Below are 16,028 nucleotides of genomic sequence, written 5' to 3'. Positions count from 1 at the left end.
GAACAGCCCCGCACGCCGTGAGCCTGCCTTGTACGAGTGGCGGGACGCGGTACCGGAACAGCCCCGCACGCCGTGAGCCTGCCTTGTACGAGTGGGGGACGCGGTAGCGGAACAGCCCCGCACGCCGTGAGCCTGCCTTGTACGAGTGGCGGGACGCGGTAGCGGAACAGCCCCGCACGCCGTGAGCCTGCCTTGTACGAGTGGCGGGACTTGAACCCGCACGCCGTGAGGCAGAGCATTTTGAGTGCCCCGTGTCTGCCGATTCCACCACACTCGCGAGGCCTCCAGGCTAGCAGGGCCCCCGCCCCTCGACCGCCGCCGGCAACCGCAGCTCGAACACCGCACCGCCGAGCGCGCCGACCTCGTGGCCTTCGCCGTCGTCGGCGTACTGCAGGGAGCCGCCGTGCGCCTCGGCGATGCCCCGTGCGATCGGCAGGCCCAGTCCGGCCCCGCCGGAACGGGCGTCGCGAGCGGCCTCGAGCCGGACGAGTCGGTCGAACACCCGCGCGCGGTCCTGGGCCGGGATGCCCGGACCGTCGTCCGCCACCCGGAGCACGGGGCCCGCTCCCGGGTCGTCGAGGGAGACGACGATCCGGCCCGCGGGTCCGATAGCGCGGGCGGCGTTGTCGACGAGGTTGCCGACGACCTGGGCGAGCCGCTCGGCGTCGACGTCGGCGCGCACGGGTCGCTCGGGCACCACGACCTCGAGCGCGACGGACGGCAGCCGCAACCGCAGCCGGTCGCCCTCCGCGACGAGGAAGGCGCCGAGGTCCACCGGTCGTCGGTCGAGGTCGATCCCCCGGTCGAGCCGGGCCATCGTGAGCATGTCCTCGATGAGCCGTGCGGCTCGGTCGGCCTGGCGGACGACGTGCACGGCGAGCACCTCACGCGTGGCGACGTCGCCGCCACCGTCGCGCACGAGGGTGTCGGCCGCTGCCCGGACCCCGGCCACCGGCGTCCGCAGCTCGTGCGCTGCGTCGGAGAGGAACGAGCGGACCCGTGCCTCCGCGGCGACGGCCTCGCGCTCCGCGCCCTCGACGGCATCGAGCATCTCGTCCAGGGCGACGGCGACGCGGCCGATCTCGGTGTCCTGCCGCGAGGGCCGGAGTCGCCGTCCGCGGTCACCGCCCGCGATCGACCGCGCGGTCGTCGCCATCTCGTCGAGCGGCCGCAGGGACCGACGGACGACGAGCACCACCCCGAGGACGGCGACACCGAGGAACGCCGCGGAGGCACCGCCCATCACCCAGCCGAGCTGCACCAGGGTGTCCTGCACGTCGCGGGTCCCGGCGGTCAGGGTGATGCGCGTGCCGTCGTCGAGTCGGCTCACGAGGGTGAGCACCCCGTCGTCCTCGCGCGCGGACGACGACGTGACCGTGGCGCCGTCCTCGGTGGTCGTGGGCGTCGCCGCGGCCGTGGGCGTCGTCCCGCCGACGAGCCCGCTGCCGCGCGGCACCGTCGCCGGCAGCCCGCCCGGTTCCGGTGGCCCCGTCCGCAGCTGGTCCGGTGTCGGACCCGCCTCGACGGCCCCGCCGTCCGGCTTGACTATGCGCACCGACAGGCCCTGCGCGGAGAGCCGGTCGGCGAGGTCCTCGGCGTCGACGGTCCCGACGAGTGCGGCAGCGGCAGATGCCCGGTCGCGGAGCTGGTCCTCGGCCTGGGCGCGTAATCGGATGCCGAGCAGCACCTCGACGGCGACCGCCAGCCCGGCGAGCAGCACCGCGAGCAGGACCACGATCGCGACGACGGTGCGGAGCCGCAACGAGGTCGTGCGGAGCGGGCCGCTGTCGGCCGTCACGCTGCCGTCCGCTCGTCGCTCAGCCGGTACCCGAGACCGCGGACGGTGTGCACGAGCCGTGGCCCGTGTGCCTCCATCTTGCGCCGGAGTGCGCTGAGGTGGACCTCGACGACGTTCGCCGCGACGTCGTCGTAGCCCCACACCTGCGTCGTGATCTGCCCCTTCGACACGGTGCGGCCGCGGCTCTCGGCGAGGAACCGCAGCAGGCGGAACTCGGTCGCGGTGAGGTCGAGCAGGACCCCGGCACGCCGAGCGGTGGCGGCGTCCGGGTCGAGGACGAGGTCGCCGACCTCGACGACCGACGGGATCCGCCCGCGCCGCCGGAGCACCGCCGTCACGCGCGCCACCAGCTCGGCCATCGCGAACGGCTTCACCACGTAGTCGTCGGCGCCCTCGGCGAACCCGCGCAACCGCTCGTCGAGCTCGTCCCGCGCGGTCATCATCACGACGGCGGCGTCCGATGTGGAGTGCACCCGGCCGGCGAGCACGATGCCGCTCGGCCCGGGCAGCATCCAGTCCAGCAGGACGAGGTCGGGCGCGGCGCGGCGGAGGTCCTCGACGAGGTCGCGTCCGTCGGACGCCTCGGCGACGGTGAAGCCCTCGGCACGCAGGGTCGTCGCGACGGAGGTCCGGATGGAGTCGTCGTCGTCGACGACCAGGATTCGAGCGGGAACAGGCACGGCGGACACCGTAGGGCGCTCCGGCGGCCACCGAGCATGGAGGACGCTGGAGAACCCCTGTGCTTCAGGCATGCTTCAGATTCGGACTCGAGCGTCGTCTCCAGCGGCGGATCACCCGGATCCGCCCGGACACGGAACGGATCCCCCATGCTCGACGAACGAGACGACTCGACCACCACGGCCACCCCGCGACGCGGTGCCCTCCTGCGACGGGTCGGCATCGGCACGGCCGCGGCCGCGGTCCTGGTGCTCGGCGGGTTCGGCATCGCCACGGCGAACGCCGCGACGACCACCCCGGCGCCGAGCACGCCGACGGGCGCGCCGAGCGGAGCACCGAGCGGAGCACCGACCGGCGCGACCACACCGGCCCCTGTTCCGTCGGACGGCGACACCGCGACGGTGCCCGCACCGCCCGAGGGTGGCCCCGCGACGGCGCCCGGCTGCACTGCGCTGCCGAAGGCCGGCGGTCCCGCGACGATCCCCGCGCCGCCGAAGGGCGACGAGGGGAAGGCACCCACCCCACCGAAGGACGGCACGAAGCCCACCGCACCCACTCCGCCGAAGGACCGTGCGGAGGGCACGGGCGCGTCGTCCACCCCGCCGGTGCCCGACGCGACCACCACGCCGGCGCCGACCTCCGGTTCCTGATCACCAGGCCGGGAGGCGCGCGCCGTCGGCGGTCCCGACCGCGCGGGGCGTGCCTCCAGGCCGGGTCGTCCCGACCGACTCAGGGACCCTCGAGCGCCTCGATCGCCGCCACGAGACCAGCCCGTCGCGGCGACCGCCGCGGCAGGACCGCGAGCAGCGCGCGGAGCACGCGCGCGTCCGCCGCCCCGTCCGGCGTCCGCGCCCACGCGAGCAGCGCCTCGACGCTGCCGTCGGCGACGACCGACTCACGGAACCGACCGCGCACCAGGTCGCGCACGGCGTCCACCCCCGGCGCAGCCGACCCCGGCAGGACGGGTCCGGTGTAGCGGTCGACGGCCTGGAGGCGCGCCCCGCGGTCGAGCGCGGACAGCACGGTGTCGACGTCGGTCGCCATCCCGGTCACCCGGTACGGTCGCGACGTCACGGTCACGCCCGACGCGTGCTCCGCGAGGACCCGTCGGAGCCGCACCACCTCGGCGCGCAGCGTCACGACGGCGCCGGCGTCGCCGTACACGGCGTGCGCGAGGTCGGCGGCCGCCAACCCGTCGGGGTGGGCGGCGAGGACGACCAGGAGCTCGGAGTGGCGCGCGGACAGGTGGACCCGGCGGTCGTGGACGCGCAGGACGGCGGTGTCGGTGCCGAGGACCGACAGCTCTGCGACGAGCGCGCGCGGCGTCGACGCGGCGGACCCCGGCACCCGGCTCGCGGCCAGGGCGAGCTGCGCTTCGGCAGCGGCGACCGTGGCCGCGAGCAGTGAGAGGGTGTGCCGTTCGACGGCCCGGTCGTCACCCGTCAGGTCGAGCACACCGACGGTGGTCCCGTGGGCATCGTGCACGGGCACGGCGGTGCACGACCACGGCTTGACGGCGTTGGCGTAGTGCTCGTCCGAGCGGATCTGCACCGGCCGGTCGAGCCGCAGGGCGGTACCGGGCGCGCTCGTGCCGACGCGGTCCTCGGCCCAGTCGGCCCCGGGGACGAAGCCCATGTCCTCGGCAGCACGTCGGGCCGTCCGCGCGCCGTCGACCCACACCAACCGACCGGAGGCGTCGCCGACGGCCAGGACGCATCCGGCGGACCGGGTGTCGTCGAGCAGCAGGTGCCGGACGACGGGCAGCAGGGTGGCGAGGGGACCGTCCCGGCGAGCGGCGTCGAGCTCGTCGTCTCCGAGCGCCAGCGCGGGGAGCCCGTCCGGGTCGACCGCCGCAGACCGCCGCCAGGACGCGGCGACGAGCGGGCGGAGCCGGTCGGGTGCGCGCATGCGTCCTCCGATCGGCCCCACCCGCCGCACCGTCGCGACGAGTACGGCCAGCCTACGTCCGGTGCGCGACCGGGACCAGGCCGAGATCGGCCAGCTCGGCGTCGTCGAACATCCGCGACCGGGTCAGGAACCGCTTGCCCTCGGGGCTCTCGACCGAGAACCCACCACCGCGACCGTCGACGACGTCGATCGTGAGGTGCGTGTACTTCCAGTACTCGAACTGCGACACCGACATGTACACCTCGACTGGGTCGATGCCGTCGACCTCGAGTGCCCCCAACAGCACGTCGCCGGAGCCGGTCCGGAACATGCCGACGGGGTAGCACATCGGGCTCGAGCCGTCGCAGCAGCCGCCCGACTGGTGGAACATCAGCGGGCCGTGCCGGGCGGCGAGGGTGCGCAGGAGCTCCCCCGCCGCCGGCGTGACCGCCACGCGTGCGGTGTCGGGCATCAGAAGAAGCCCATCGGACCGTCGGCGTAGGACACGAGCAGGTTCTTCGTCTGCTGGTAGTGGTCGAGCATCATCTTGTGGTTCTCGCGCCCGATGCCGGACTGCTTGTACCCACCGAACGCCGCACCGGCCGGGTACTGGTGGTACGTGTTCGACCACACGCGTCCGGCCTGGATGTCACGGCCGGCGCGGTACAGCGTCGTGGCCTCGCGACTCCACACACCGGCACCGAGTCCGTAGAGGGTGTCGTTGGCCGTGGCGATCGCGTCGTCGTAGCCGCTGAAGGACGTCAGCGCGAGGACGGGACCGAAGATCTCCTCCTGGAAGATCCGCATCGAGTTGACGCCCTCGAACACCGTCGGCGTGACGTAGTACCCGCCGGAGAGCTCCCCGCCGAGGTCCGCGCGCTCCCCGCCGGTGAGCAGCTTCGCGCCCTCCTGCTTGCCGATGTCGATGTAGCTCAGGATCTTCTCGAGCTGGTCGTTGGACGCCTGGGCGCCGATCATCGTGGACAGGTCGAGCGGGTGGCCCTGCTTGACGGCGCGCACCCGGTCGAGCCCGTCGGCGACGAACCCGTCGTAGATCTCCTTCGCCACGAGCGCCCGGGACGGACACGTGCACACCTCGCCCTGGTTGAGGTTGAAGAAGGTGAAGCCCTCGAGCGCCTTGTCGTAGAACGAGTCCTTCTCGGCGGCGACGTCGGGGAAGAACACGTTCGGGCTCTTGCCGCCGAGCTCGAGCGTCACCGGGATGAGGCTCTGCGAGGCGTACTGCATGATCAGCCGACCGGTGGTGGTCTCGCCGGTGAACGCGATCTTCCGGATGTCCGGGTGCTGCGCAAGGGGTGCGCCGACCTCGATGCCGAAGCCGTTGACGACGTTGAGCACGCCGGCGGGCAGGAGGTCGCGGATGAGCTCGACGAGCACGTGGATGGACGCCGGGGTCTGCTCGGCGGGCTTCAGCACGACGCAGTTTCCCGCGGCCAGGGCCGGCGCCAGCTTCCACACGGCCATCAGGATCGGGAAGTTCCAGGGGATGATCTGTCCGACCACGCCGAGCGGTTCGTGGAAGTGGTAGGCCACGGTGTCGTGGTCGATCTCGCCGGCCGAGCCCTCCTGCGCGCGGATCGCTCCGGCGAAGTACCGGAAGTGGTCGATCGCGAGCGGGATGTCGGCGCCGAGGGTCTCGCGGATCGGCTTGCCGTTCTCCCACGTCTCGGCGACCGCGAGCATCTCGAGGTGCTCCTCCATGCGGTCGGCGATCTTGTTGAGGATGACCGCGCGCTCGGCGGCGCTCGTCCGGCCCCACGTCGGGAACGCCTTCCAGCCCGCCGCCACCGCACGGTCGACGTCGGTGGAGTCACCGCGTGCGACCTCGGTGAAGACCTTGCCGGTGACGGGGGTGGGGTTCTCGAAGTACTGCCCGCTCGCCGACGGGACGTACTTGCCGCCGATGAAGTGGTCGTACCGCGATCGGTACTGCACGAGGGAGCCCGGTTCGCCGGGTGCGGCGTAGCTGGTGGGCGATGGTGCGATGGTCATGGTGGTGGCCTTTCGACGACGCTGTCGGGGCACGCACGGTTCGCGTGCTGCTCGCACCGTACGACCGCGGGGGTTGCATCCGGTTGCACGGGCTCACGCCCGCTCGGGTCCGAGGACCGCACGGACTCGCCGTCGGCCGGGTAGCGTTCGGGACTCCAGCGGGTCCGATCAGGAGGAGTGTCCGTGGATTCTCGTGCCGTCCGCACCTTCCGGGTGTTCGTCGTCGTCACGGCGGTCGTCGCGATCGCCCTGGGGATCGTCGCCATCGTGTGGCCCCGGCCGTCGCTCGTCCTCGTGGCGCTGCTGTTCGGCGTGTACCTCGTCGTCGCCGGCGCCCTGCGGGTCGTGGCTGCGGCGCGCGGGCACGGGACGCCGACGGTGTGGCGGTGGACCTCCGGGATCGTCGGTGCGCTCGTCGCGGTCGCCGGACTCGTCGCGCTGCTCGACCCGGCGATCCCCCTGGTCGTCTACGCCGTGCTCGCCGGGGTCGGCTTCGTGATCGAGGGCATCGTGTCGATCGTCGGCGGCTTCGTCGGCCACCCCGGGTCGTCCCGGGTGCCGACGCTGGTGAGCGGCGTGCTGTCGATCCTCGGCGGCGTCGTCGTGCTCGTCGCACCCGGCCTCGCGCTCACCGTGTTCATGGTCTTCGCCGGCATCGCCCTCATCGTCGTCGGTGCCGCAGCCCTGCTGCTGCTCCCGCCACGAGCCGCCGTCCGACGGTAGGCGTCAGGCGGCCCCGGTGCCGAACAGCAGCCCGAGCGCGTAGGTCACGACCGCTGCACCGAAGCCGATCGCCAGCTGCCGGAACGCCCGCTTGCCCGGCGACGCCCCGCTCAGCACGCCGACGACCGCACCGGTGCCGAGCAGGGCGAGGCCGACGAGCGTGCCGGCGACCGCGATCGCCGCCCACCCCTGCATGCCGAACAGGAACGGCACGACCGGGATGATCGCGCCCGACGCGAAGAACAGGAAGCTCGACACCGCGGCACTCAGGCCGTTTCCCACCGCCTCGTGGTCGTCGGTGACGGTGACCGGACCGGTCGACGGGTGTCGCTCACCGATGCCCGACAGCACGTGCGCCGCGTGCTCGGTCGCCTCGGCCTCGGACATCCCGCGGGCGCGATACACCAGGGCCAGCTCGTTCGCGTCGACGTCCAGGTCCGCCACCGCGCGTCCGGCCTCGGGGTGCGGTGCGGAGGCCTCGAGCAGTTCGCGCTGCGACCGGACGGAGACGTACTCCCCCGCACCCATCGACAGGGCGCCGGCGAGCAGGCCCGCGATGCCGCTCAGCAGCACGAAGTGCCGGTCGGCACCCGACGCGCTGATGCCGATGATGAGGGCCAGGTTCGACACGAGTCCGTCGTTGGCGCCGAAGACCGCCGCGCGGAACGTGCCGGACAAGCGCATCCGACCACGGTTCGCGAGCCCGCGCACCACCTCGCCGTGGATGCGCTCGTCGGCCGCCATGCTCGCCGTCGCATCGTCGTCGTCGGCGTACGGCGAGCGGTCCTCGGCCCGCTGCATCAACGCGAGGACGAACACCGACCCGAAGCGCTTCGCCAGCGTCGCGAGGACCCGCGTGCGCAGGCTGCCCCGCTGCGGACGCCCGACGTCGTCACCGAGCAGGTCGAGCCAGTGCTGCTCGTGCCGCCCCTCGGCCTCGGCCAGCGCGGCCAGGATCTCGCGTTCCTCACCGGACCGCCGAGCGGCCAGGTTGCGGTACACCGCGCCCTCGGCGCGTTCGTCGGCCAGGTAACGGCGCCAGCGGCGGACGTCGGCGCGCGGCGCCGGGTGTTCGGTCTGGAGGCTCACAGCAGCCATCCTGCCGCCTGCGGCCGGCCGGTGGTCGCCACCAGGGCCGTGGAGACACGGCAGGGCGCGGACCGGAGGCGACGCGTGTTCGTGCGCCGTGCCTCCCGTCCGCGCCCTGTCGGCGTCGGGATCCTGCGGATCAGTCCCGCACGTACGCCGGAGCGGCCTCGGCGTGGGCATCGCCCACCCGGTGCACGCGCAGGTCGTTCGTCGATCCCTCGATCCCGGGAGGCGAGCCTGCCGTCACGATGACGCGGTCGCCGGGGGCGGCCAGACCGTTCTCGAGCAGGACGTCGTCCACCTGCGAGAAGAGCTCGTCGGTGTGGGTCTTGCGCTCGACCAGGAACGAGCGGACGCCCCAGGTGAGCGCCATGCGGCGACGCGTGGCCTCGTTCGGGGTGAAGGCGATGATCGGCAGGCCGTGGCGCAGCCGCGACATGCGGCGCGCCGAGTCGCCGGACTCGGTGAACACGCAGAGGTACGACGCCTCGGTGAACTCCGCGATCTCGACCGCGGCGAGCGTGATCGCACCGCCGAGGGTGCGCGGCTTGGTGCCGAGCGGCGCGATGCGCTCGAGGCCGTGGTCCTCGGTCGACTCGACGATGCGGGCCATCGTGCGGACGGTCTGCACCGGGTACTCGCCGACGCTGGTCTCGCCCGAGAGCATGACCGCATCCGCACCGTCGAGGACGGCGTTCGCGACGTCGGAGGTCTCGGCGCGGGTCGGGATCGGTGACGAGATCATCGACTCGAGCATCTGCGTCGCGACGATGACCGGCTTCGCCATGCGGCGGGACAGCTCGACGGCGCGCTTCTGCACGATCGGGACGGCCTCGAGCGGCAGCTCGACGCCCAGGTCACCGCGGGCGACCATGATGCTGTCGAACGCGTCGATGATCTCCTCGAGCGCGTCGACGGCCTGCGGCTTCTCGACCTTGGCGATGACGGGCAGGCGCTTGCCCTCCTCGTCCATGATCTCGTGGGCGCGGTCGACGTCGGCGGCGTTGCGCACGAACGACAGCGCGATGAGGTCGGCGCCCTGACGGATCGCCCAGCGGAGGTCCGCCTCGTCCTTCTCGCTCAGCGCGGGGACGTTGACGGCGACGCCGGGCAGGTTGATGCCCTTGTTGTTCGACACCGTGCCGCCGACGACGACCTCGGTGCGGACGCGGACGCCGTCGGTGTCGAGCACGCGCAGGCGGACGCGACCGTCGTCGATGAGCAGCGGGTCGCCGGGCTTGACGTCCTGGGGCAGGCCCTTGAACGTCGTGCCGCAGATCTCCTTGGAGCCGGGGACGTCCTCGGTCGTGATCGTGAAGACGTCGCCGACCGCCAGGTCGTGCGGGCCGTCGGCGAACTTGGCCAGACGGATCTTCGGACCCTGCAGGTCGACGAGGATCGCGACCGGCTTGCCGAGCTCCTCGGCAGCGCGACGGACGTTCACGTAGTTGGCCTCGTGGACGCTGTAGTCACCGTGGCTGAGGTTGAGTCGGGCGACGTCGACGCCCGCTTCGATGATCTCCTTGACGGTCTCGTAGTCCGACGTTGCCGGTCCGAGCGTCGAAACGATCTTTGCGCGTCTCAATGGATTCCTTCGTGGTGGTGGGTGATGCTCTGGTTTCCGCGCTGTGGGGCCGCGCGGAACGAAGCGAGGCCACCAGCACCTTATCGAGTGCTGGTGGCCCCTCGCTCACCGGGGGGTGAGCATCTGGTGGTGGCTGGTCATGCGGTGATCGGTCGTCTCAGACCGAGATCGCGCGGTCGGTCGCCTTCACCGGCGCCGGCAGGATCGTCGAGCCCTCGAGGTACTCGTCGACCTTCGCCGCCGCGGCACGGCCCTCGGCGATCGCCCAGACGATCAGCGACTGCCCGCGGCCGGCGTCACCGGCGACGAACACGCCCGCCTCGTTCGTCGTGTAGTCGGCGCGGCGGTCGAGCGCACCGGACACCGTCGTCGGCAGACCGAGCTGGGGCTCGATCGTGTCGGATTCCGGACCGGTGAAGCCCATCGCGACGAGGACGAGGTCTGCGGGGATCTCACGCTCGGAGCCGGCCTTCGGCACGCGACGGCCGTCGAGGTACTCGGTCTCGGCGACGCGGAGCGCACGGACCTCGCCGGCCTCGTTCGCCAGGAACTCGACGGTCGAGGCGAGGAAGTGCCGCTCGCCGCCCTCTTCGTGGGCGCTCGTGACCTCGAAGACGGTCGGGAACATCGGCCACGGCTGCTCGGACGGACGCTCCAGCGGCGGCTGCTTGCCGATCGCCAGGTTCGTCACGCTCAGGGCGCCCTGCCGGTGCGCGGTGCCGATGCAGTCCGCACCGGTGTCACCGCCGCCGATCACGACGACGTGCTTGCCCTCGGCGGTCAGCTGGTTGTCGACCCGGGTGCCGGCGTTCGCTTTGTTCTGCTGCACCAGGTAGTCCATCGCGAAGTGCACGCCCTCGAGGTCGCGCCCCGGGATCGGCAGGTCGCGCGGCACCGTGGCTCCGGTGGCGACGACGACCGCGTCGTAGCGCGACTTCAGGTCGTCCCAGGTGATGTCGCGGCCGATCTCGACGCCCGCACGGAAGCGGGTGCCCTCGGCCTGCATCTGGGAGAGGCGCGCGTCGATCTGGCGCTTCTCCATCTTGAAGTCCGGGATCCCGTAGCGGAGCAGCCCACCGATGCGGTCGTCACGCTCGTAGACGGCCACGGTGTGCCCGGCGCGCGTGAGCTGCTGCGCGGCGGCCAGCCCGGCGGGGCCGGAACCCACGACGGCGACGGTCTTGCCCGTCAGGCGCTCCGGCGGGTGCGGGGTGACCCAGCCGTTCTGGAACGCGTCGTCGATGATCGAGACCTCGACCTGCTTGATCGTCACCGGCGGCTGGTTGATGCCGAGTACGCACGAGGACTCGCACGGAGCGGGGCACAGCCGGCCCGTGAACTCCGGGAAGTTGTTCGTCGCGTGCAGTCGCTCGATCGCCTGGCGGCCCTCGCCACGCCAGGTCAGGTCGTTCCACTCCGGGATCAGGTTGCCGAGGGGGCAGCCCTGGTGGCAGAACGGCACGCCGCAGTCCATGCAGCGGCCGGCCTGGCGCTTGAGGGCGCCGGACTCCTGCTGCTCGTAGACCTCTTTCCAGTCCATGAGCCGGACGGGCACGGGGCGCCGTGCCGGCAGTTCGCGTTCCTGGACCTTGAGGAATCCCTTGGGGTCAGCCACCGGTCACCTCCGTGGTCGTGTTGGGCGCTGCCGGTTCCACACGTGCTCGACGCTCAGCCACCGGTCACCTCCATGATTCGATTCCAGACGACGTCGCCGTCGGGGTCGAGCCCCTCGTCGACGGCGCGCTGACGGGTCTCCAGCACCGCCGCGTAGTCGCGCGGCAGCACCTTGACGAAGTCGCTCAGGTCGCCGGACTCGAGCAGGTCGGACGCGAGCGTCGAACCGGTCTCCTCGGCGTGCCGGGTGAGCAGGTCGGTGACGATCGCGACGTCGGCGCTGTCGAGCGCCTCGAGCCGGAGTTCACCGGTCGCGAGGGCGTCGGTGTTGACGTGCTCCTCGCGCAGACCACGGACGTAGGCGGTGCCGCCGGACATGCCGGCCCCGAGGTTCCGACCGGTCTCGCCCAGGATGAGCGCGAGGCCGCCGGTCATGTACTCGAGCGCGTGGTCGCCCACACCCTCGACCACCGCGGTCGCCCCCGAGTTGCGCACCAGGAAGCGCTCGCCCACGATCCCGCGGATGAACATGCTGCCCTGGGTCGCGCCGTAGCCGATCACGTTGCCGGCGATGACGTTCTGCGCCGGGTCGAAGCCCGAGCCGGCGTCCGGCCGGACGATGATCTCGCCACCGGACAGGCCCTTGCCGACGTAGTCGTTGCTGTCGCCGATGAGGCGCAGGGTGATGCCAGCGGGCATGAACGCGCCGAGCGACTGCCCGGCGGAACCGCGCAGCGTGACGTCGATCGAGCCGCTGGGCAGCCCGTGCTCGCCGTGCCGCTTCGTGACCTCGTGGCCGAGCATCGTGCCGACCGCGCGTTCGGTGTTGCGGATGGGCAGGTCGAGCGCGATCGAACCACCGTGGTCGAGCACGTCGGCGGTCTGCTGGATCAGCCCGACGTCGAAGTGCTGCTCGAGCTCGTGGTCCTGCTCCCGCTGGTGGCGACGCGGCTCGGCGTCCTCGAAGTGCGGACCCGCGAGGACCGGTGCGAGGTCGAGCCCTGATGCCTTCCAGTGCTCGAGGGCACGGTCGACGTCGAGGGCGTCGGACCGGCCGATCGCCTCGTCGAGGGTGCGGAAGCCGAGCTCGGCGAGGAGCTCGCGCACTTCCTGCGCGATGAACTCGAAGAAGTTCACGACGAACTCGGGCTTGCCGGAGAAGCGCTTGCGGAGCTCGGGGTTCTGCGTCGCGACCCCCACGGGACACGTGTCGAGGTGGCACACGCGCATCAGGATGCAGCCCTCGACGACGAGCGGAGCGGTGGCGAAGCCGTACTCCTCGGCGCCGAGCAGGGCTGCCACGACGACGTCGCGTCCGGTCTTCATCTGCCCGTCGACCTGCACGACGACGCGGTCGCGCATGCCGTTCAGCATGAGGGTCTGCTGCGTCTCGGCGAGGCCGATCTCCCACGGGGTCCCGGCGTGCTTGAGCGAGTTGAGCGGGGACGCACCCGTGCCACCGTCGTGCCCGGACACGAGCACGACGTCGGCCAGGGCCTTCGTCACCCCGGCAGCGACCGCGCCGATGCCGGACTGGCTCACGAGCTTCACGTGGACGCGGGCGGACGGGTTGGCGCGCTTCACGTCGAAGATCAGCTGCTTGAGGTCCTCGATCGAGTAGATGTCGTGGTGCGGCGGCGGCGAGATGAGGCCGACCCCGGCGGTGGCGTGCCGGGTGCGTGCGACCCACGGGTACACCTTCTGCGGGGGCAGCTGGCCGCCCTCGCCGGGCTTCGCACCCTGCGCCATCTTCAGCTGGATGTCGGTGGCGTGGGTGAGGTACATGCTCGTCACGCCGAAGCGCCCGGAGGCGACCTGCTTGATCGCGCTGCGGCGCTCGGGGTCGAGCAGCCGGTCGACGTCCTCGCCGCCCTCACCCGTGTTCGAGCGACCACCGAGGCGGTTCATCGCGATCGCGAGCGTCTCGTGGGCTTCCTTCGAGATGGAGCCGTACGACATCGCGCCGGTGTTGAAGCGCTTGACGATCGACTCGATCGACTCGACCTCGTCGAGCGCGACGGGCTTCCGGACCCCGTGCTTGAAGCGGAACAGCCCGCGCAGCGTCATGAGCTCCTCGGACTGGTCGTCCACGGCGCTCGAGTACTCACGGAAGATGTCGTAGCGGCGGGCACGGGTGGCGTGCTGCAGCCGGAAGACGGTGTCCGGGTTGAACAGGTGCGGGGGGCCTTCGCGACGCCACTGGTACTCGCCGCCGGTCTGCAGCCGCTCGTGGGACAGGACCGCGCCGTCCTGCGGGTACGCCTGGGCGTGCCGCTCGGCGTTCTCCTTCGCGATGACGTCGATGTCGACCCCACCGAGGATCGACGACGTGCCGGTGAAGTACTTGTCGACGAACTCCTGGCTGAGCCCCACGGCTTCGAACGCCTGGGCGCCGGCGTAGCTCGACACCGTCGAGATGCCCATCTTCGACATGATCTTCAGGACGCCCTTGCCGAGCGCCTTGATCACGTTCTTGACGGCCTGTTCCGGGGTGATCCCGGTGATCATGCCGGCACGGACCAGGTTCTCGCAGGTCTCCATCGCGAGGTACGGGTTGATCGCCGACGCGCCGTAGCCGATGAGGGACGCCACGTGGTGGACCTCGCGCACGTCGCCGGCCTCGACGATCAGGCCGACCTTCATGCGCTGCTCGGTGCGGATCAGGTGGTGGTGCACGGCGGCGAGCAGCAACAGGCTCGGCACGGGCGCCTGCTCGGCGTTGCCGTCACGGTCCGACAGCACGATGAACTGCTTGCCCGACTCGATGGCGGCGTCGACCTCGTCGCACACGGCGGCGATGCGCTTCTGCATCGCCTTCTTGCCGGCGTCGACGCGGTACAGGCCCTTGATCGTGACGGTCAGGTGCCGTCCTGACTCCGTCTCGAAGTGCTGCACCTTGGCGAGCTGGTCGTTGTCGATCACCGGGAAGTCCAGCGTGATCTGCTTCGCGTGCTCGGGACCGGCCGACAGCAGGTTGCGCTCCGGACCGAGCCCCATGCCCATCGAGGTGATGACCTGCTCGCGGATCGAGTCGAGCGGCGGGTTCGTCACCTGGGCGAACTGCTGGGTGAAGTAGTCGAACAGCAGCCGGGGGCGCTGCGACAGCACCGCGATCGGGGTGTCGGACCCCATCGCACCGAGCGGCTCCGCGCCCACCTGCGCCATCGGGCGGAGCAGGATGCGGACTTCTTCCTCGGTGTAGCCGAAGGCACGCTGGCGGCGGGTGACCGACGCCGGGGTGTGCACGATGTGCTCGCGGTCGGGCAGGTCGTTCAGGTTGATGCGGCCCTCGTCGAGCCATTCGCCCCACGGGCCGGACGACGCCAGGCCCTGCTTGACCTCGTCGTCCTCGATGATGCGGCCGGCCTCGGTGTCCACCAGGAACATCCGGCCGGGGCGCAGCCGGCCCTTGCGGACGACCTTCGCGGCGGGCACGTCGATGACACCGGTCTCGGACCCCATGACGATGAGCCCGTCGTCGGTGACGAGGAAGCGACCGGGACGCAGCCCGTTGCGGTCGAGGGTCGCGCCGACGAGCGAACCGTCGGTGAAGGTGATGGCGGCCGGACCGTCCCACGGCTCCATGAGCATCGAGTGGTACTCGTAGAACGCCCGCAGCTCCGGGTCCATCCCGACCTGGTTCTCCCAGGCCTCCGGCACCATCATCGACACCGCGTGCGGCAGCGTCCGGCCGGTCAGGGTCAGGAGATCGAGCACCTCGTCGAACGACGCCGAGTCGCTCGCACCGGGGCTGACGATCGGCAGCAGCGGCGCCACGTCGCCGAGCAGTTCGCTCTCGAGCTGCGACTGCCGTGCGCGCATCCAGTTGCGGTTGCCGCGCACCGTGTTGATCTCACCGTTGTGCGCGATCGTCCGGAAGGGCTGGGCGAGCGGCCACGACGGGAACGTGTTGGTCGAGTAGCGCGAGTGCACGATCGCGAGCTTCGACGCGAAGCGGTCGTCGCTGAGGTCCGGGTAGAACGGCTCGAGCTGCAGCGTCGTGACCATGCCCTTGTAGACCATGGTGCGGCTCGACAGCGACATGAAGTACAGGTCGTTCGCGTGCTCGGCGCGCTTGCGCAGCCGGTAGGTCTGGCGGTCGAGGGCGATGCCGCTCCACGAGGCGCCGTGCACGTCGTGGCGCACCGAGGCGACGAACAGCTGCTCGAACGCGGGCATGGCCGCACGCGCCAGGGTGCCGAGCACCTCGGGACGCACCGGGACCTCGCGCCAGCCGAGGACCTTCAGGCCCTCTTCGCGCGCCAGTCGTTCGACGGCGCCCTTGACGGCGTGCCGGTCGCCCTCGTCGGTCGGCAGGTAGGCCGTGCCGACCGCGTACTCCCCCGCCGCCGGCAGGTCGAACGGCACCACGGCGCGCAGGAACTCGTCCGGCACCTGGCACAGGATGCCCGCGCCGTCGCCCGTGCCGGCGTCCGAACCGACGGCACCGCGGTGCTCGAGGTTGCGGAGGGCGCCGAGTGCAGCGTCGACGATGTCGTGGCCGGGCGTCCCGCGCAGCGTCGCGACCATCGCGAGACCGCAGGCGTCCTTCTCGTTCGCCGGGTCGTACATGCCGGTGGCGTCGGGGACCGCCGAGAACCGCCGGTGCGGCGGCACGAGGGACTTCGGTGCCGAGGGCTG

Annotated in this window: 11 protein-coding genes and 1 tRNA gene; 2 read left to right on the top strand and 10 right to left on the bottom strand. The window is 71.7% G+C overall.

Annotated features, from left to right (window positions below; all coding sequences use genetic code 11):
- Positions 1 to 195: 195 nt before the first annotated feature.
- The 3 genes from ABH929_RS11695 to ABH929_RS11685 all read right to left on the bottom strand — a co-directional run bounded on the left by ABH929_RS11695 (position 196) and on the right by ABH929_RS11685 (position 2,478).
- Positions 196 to 277, bottom strand: a tRNA-Leu gene (locus ABH929_RS11695).
- 12 nt (positions 278 to 289) lie between these two features.
- Positions 290 to 1,798 (bottom strand): ATP-binding protein, encoded by a 1,509-nt coding sequence (locus ABH929_RS11690; protein WP_404561352.1) that lies wholly within the window; start codon positions 1,796 to 1,798, stop codon positions 290 to 292.
- Positions 1,795 to 2,478: a response regulator gene (locus tag ABH929_RS11685; protein ID WP_404561351.1), complete on the bottom strand. Its 684-nt coding sequence runs from the start codon at positions 2,476 to 2,478 to the stop codon at positions 1,795 to 1,797. The genes ABH929_RS11690 and ABH929_RS11685 overlap by 4 nt, the downstream gene beginning before the upstream one ends.
- Positions 2,479 to 2,625: 147 nt before the next feature.
- On the opposite strand from ABH929_RS11685, the gene ABH929_RS11680 reads away from it, so the two are divergent.
- Entirely contained in the window at positions 2,626 to 3,126 is a 501-nt protein-coding gene (locus ABH929_RS11680; RefSeq protein ID WP_404561349.1) for a hypothetical protein, read from the top strand.
- Between the two features lie 79 nt (positions 3,127 to 3,205).
- On the opposite strand, the gene ABH929_RS11675 is transcribed toward ABH929_RS11680, so the two are convergent.
- The 3 genes from ABH929_RS11675 to ABH929_RS11665 are packed head-to-tail and all read right to left on the bottom strand — an operon-like array spanning position 3,206 to position 6,376.
- Positions 3,206 to 4,384 carry a GAF domain-containing protein gene (locus ABH929_RS11675; protein ID WP_263090671.1) on the bottom strand — a complete coding sequence of 393 codons (1,179 nt, stop codon included), beginning with the start codon at positions 4,382 to 4,384 and terminating at the stop codon, positions 3,206 to 3,208.
- A gap of 52 nt (positions 4,385 to 4,436) precedes the next feature.
- On the bottom strand, positions 4,437 to 4,835 hold the full coding sequence (locus ABH929_RS11670) for a DUF779 domain-containing protein (protein ID WP_111083940.1): 399 nt from the start codon (positions 4,833 to 4,835) through the stop codon (positions 4,437 to 4,439).
- Positions 4,835 to 6,376 carry an aldehyde dehydrogenase family protein gene (locus ABH929_RS11665; RefSeq protein ID WP_404561348.1) on the bottom strand — a complete coding sequence of 514 codons (1,542 nt, stop codon included), beginning with the start codon at positions 6,374 to 6,376 and terminating at the stop codon, positions 4,835 to 4,837. The genes ABH929_RS11670 and ABH929_RS11665 overlap by 1 nt, the downstream gene beginning before the upstream one ends.
- Before the next feature lie 183 nt (positions 6,377 to 6,559).
- On the opposite strand from ABH929_RS11665, the gene ABH929_RS11660 reads away from it, so the two are divergent.
- Positions 6,560 to 7,099 carry an HdeD family acid-resistance protein gene (locus tag ABH929_RS11660; RefSeq protein WP_165901426.1) on the top strand — a complete coding sequence of 180 codons (540 nt, stop codon included), beginning with the start codon at positions 6,560 to 6,562 and terminating at the stop codon, positions 7,097 to 7,099.
- A 3-nt stretch (positions 7,100 to 7,102) separates the two neighbouring features.
- On the opposite strand, the gene ABH929_RS11655 is transcribed toward ABH929_RS11660, so the two are convergent.
- From ABH929_RS11655 to gltB, 4 genes are all read right to left on the bottom strand, one after another.
- Positions 7,103 to 8,197: a VIT1/CCC1 transporter family protein gene (locus ABH929_RS11655; RefSeq protein ID WP_194647830.1), complete on the bottom strand. Its 1,095-nt coding sequence runs from the start codon at positions 8,195 to 8,197 to the stop codon at positions 7,103 to 7,105.
- A 130-nt stretch (positions 8,198 to 8,327) separates the two neighbouring features.
- Positions 8,328 to 9,773, bottom strand: coding sequence for a pyruvate kinase (pyk, locus tag ABH929_RS11650; protein WP_111083936.1), 1,446 nt, complete (start codon positions 9,771 to 9,773; stop codon positions 8,328 to 8,330).
- A 157-nt stretch (positions 9,774 to 9,930) separates the two neighbouring features.
- Positions 9,931 to 11,388: a glutamate synthase subunit beta gene (locus ABH929_RS11645; protein WP_404561347.1), complete on the bottom strand. Its 1,458-nt coding sequence runs from the start codon at positions 11,386 to 11,388 to the stop codon at positions 9,931 to 9,933.
- A 53-nt stretch (positions 11,389 to 11,441) separates the two neighbouring features.
- Entirely contained in the window at positions 11,442 to 15,959 is a 4,518-nt protein-coding gene (gene gltB / locus ABH929_RS11640) for a glutamate synthase large subunit (RefSeq protein WP_404561363.1), read from the bottom strand.
- Between the last annotated feature and the right edge of the window lie 69 nt (positions 15,960 to 16,028).

Origin of the sequence: Curtobacterium sp. AB7 (assembly GCF_044909335.1) — a bacterium.
In the GTDB taxonomy this organism is placed as follows: Bacteria; Actinomycetota; Actinomycetes; order Actinomycetales; family Microbacteriaceae; genus Curtobacterium.
Note: the sequence above shows the minus strand (reverse complement) of the source record. Positions and strands in the feature narration are given on the sequence as shown.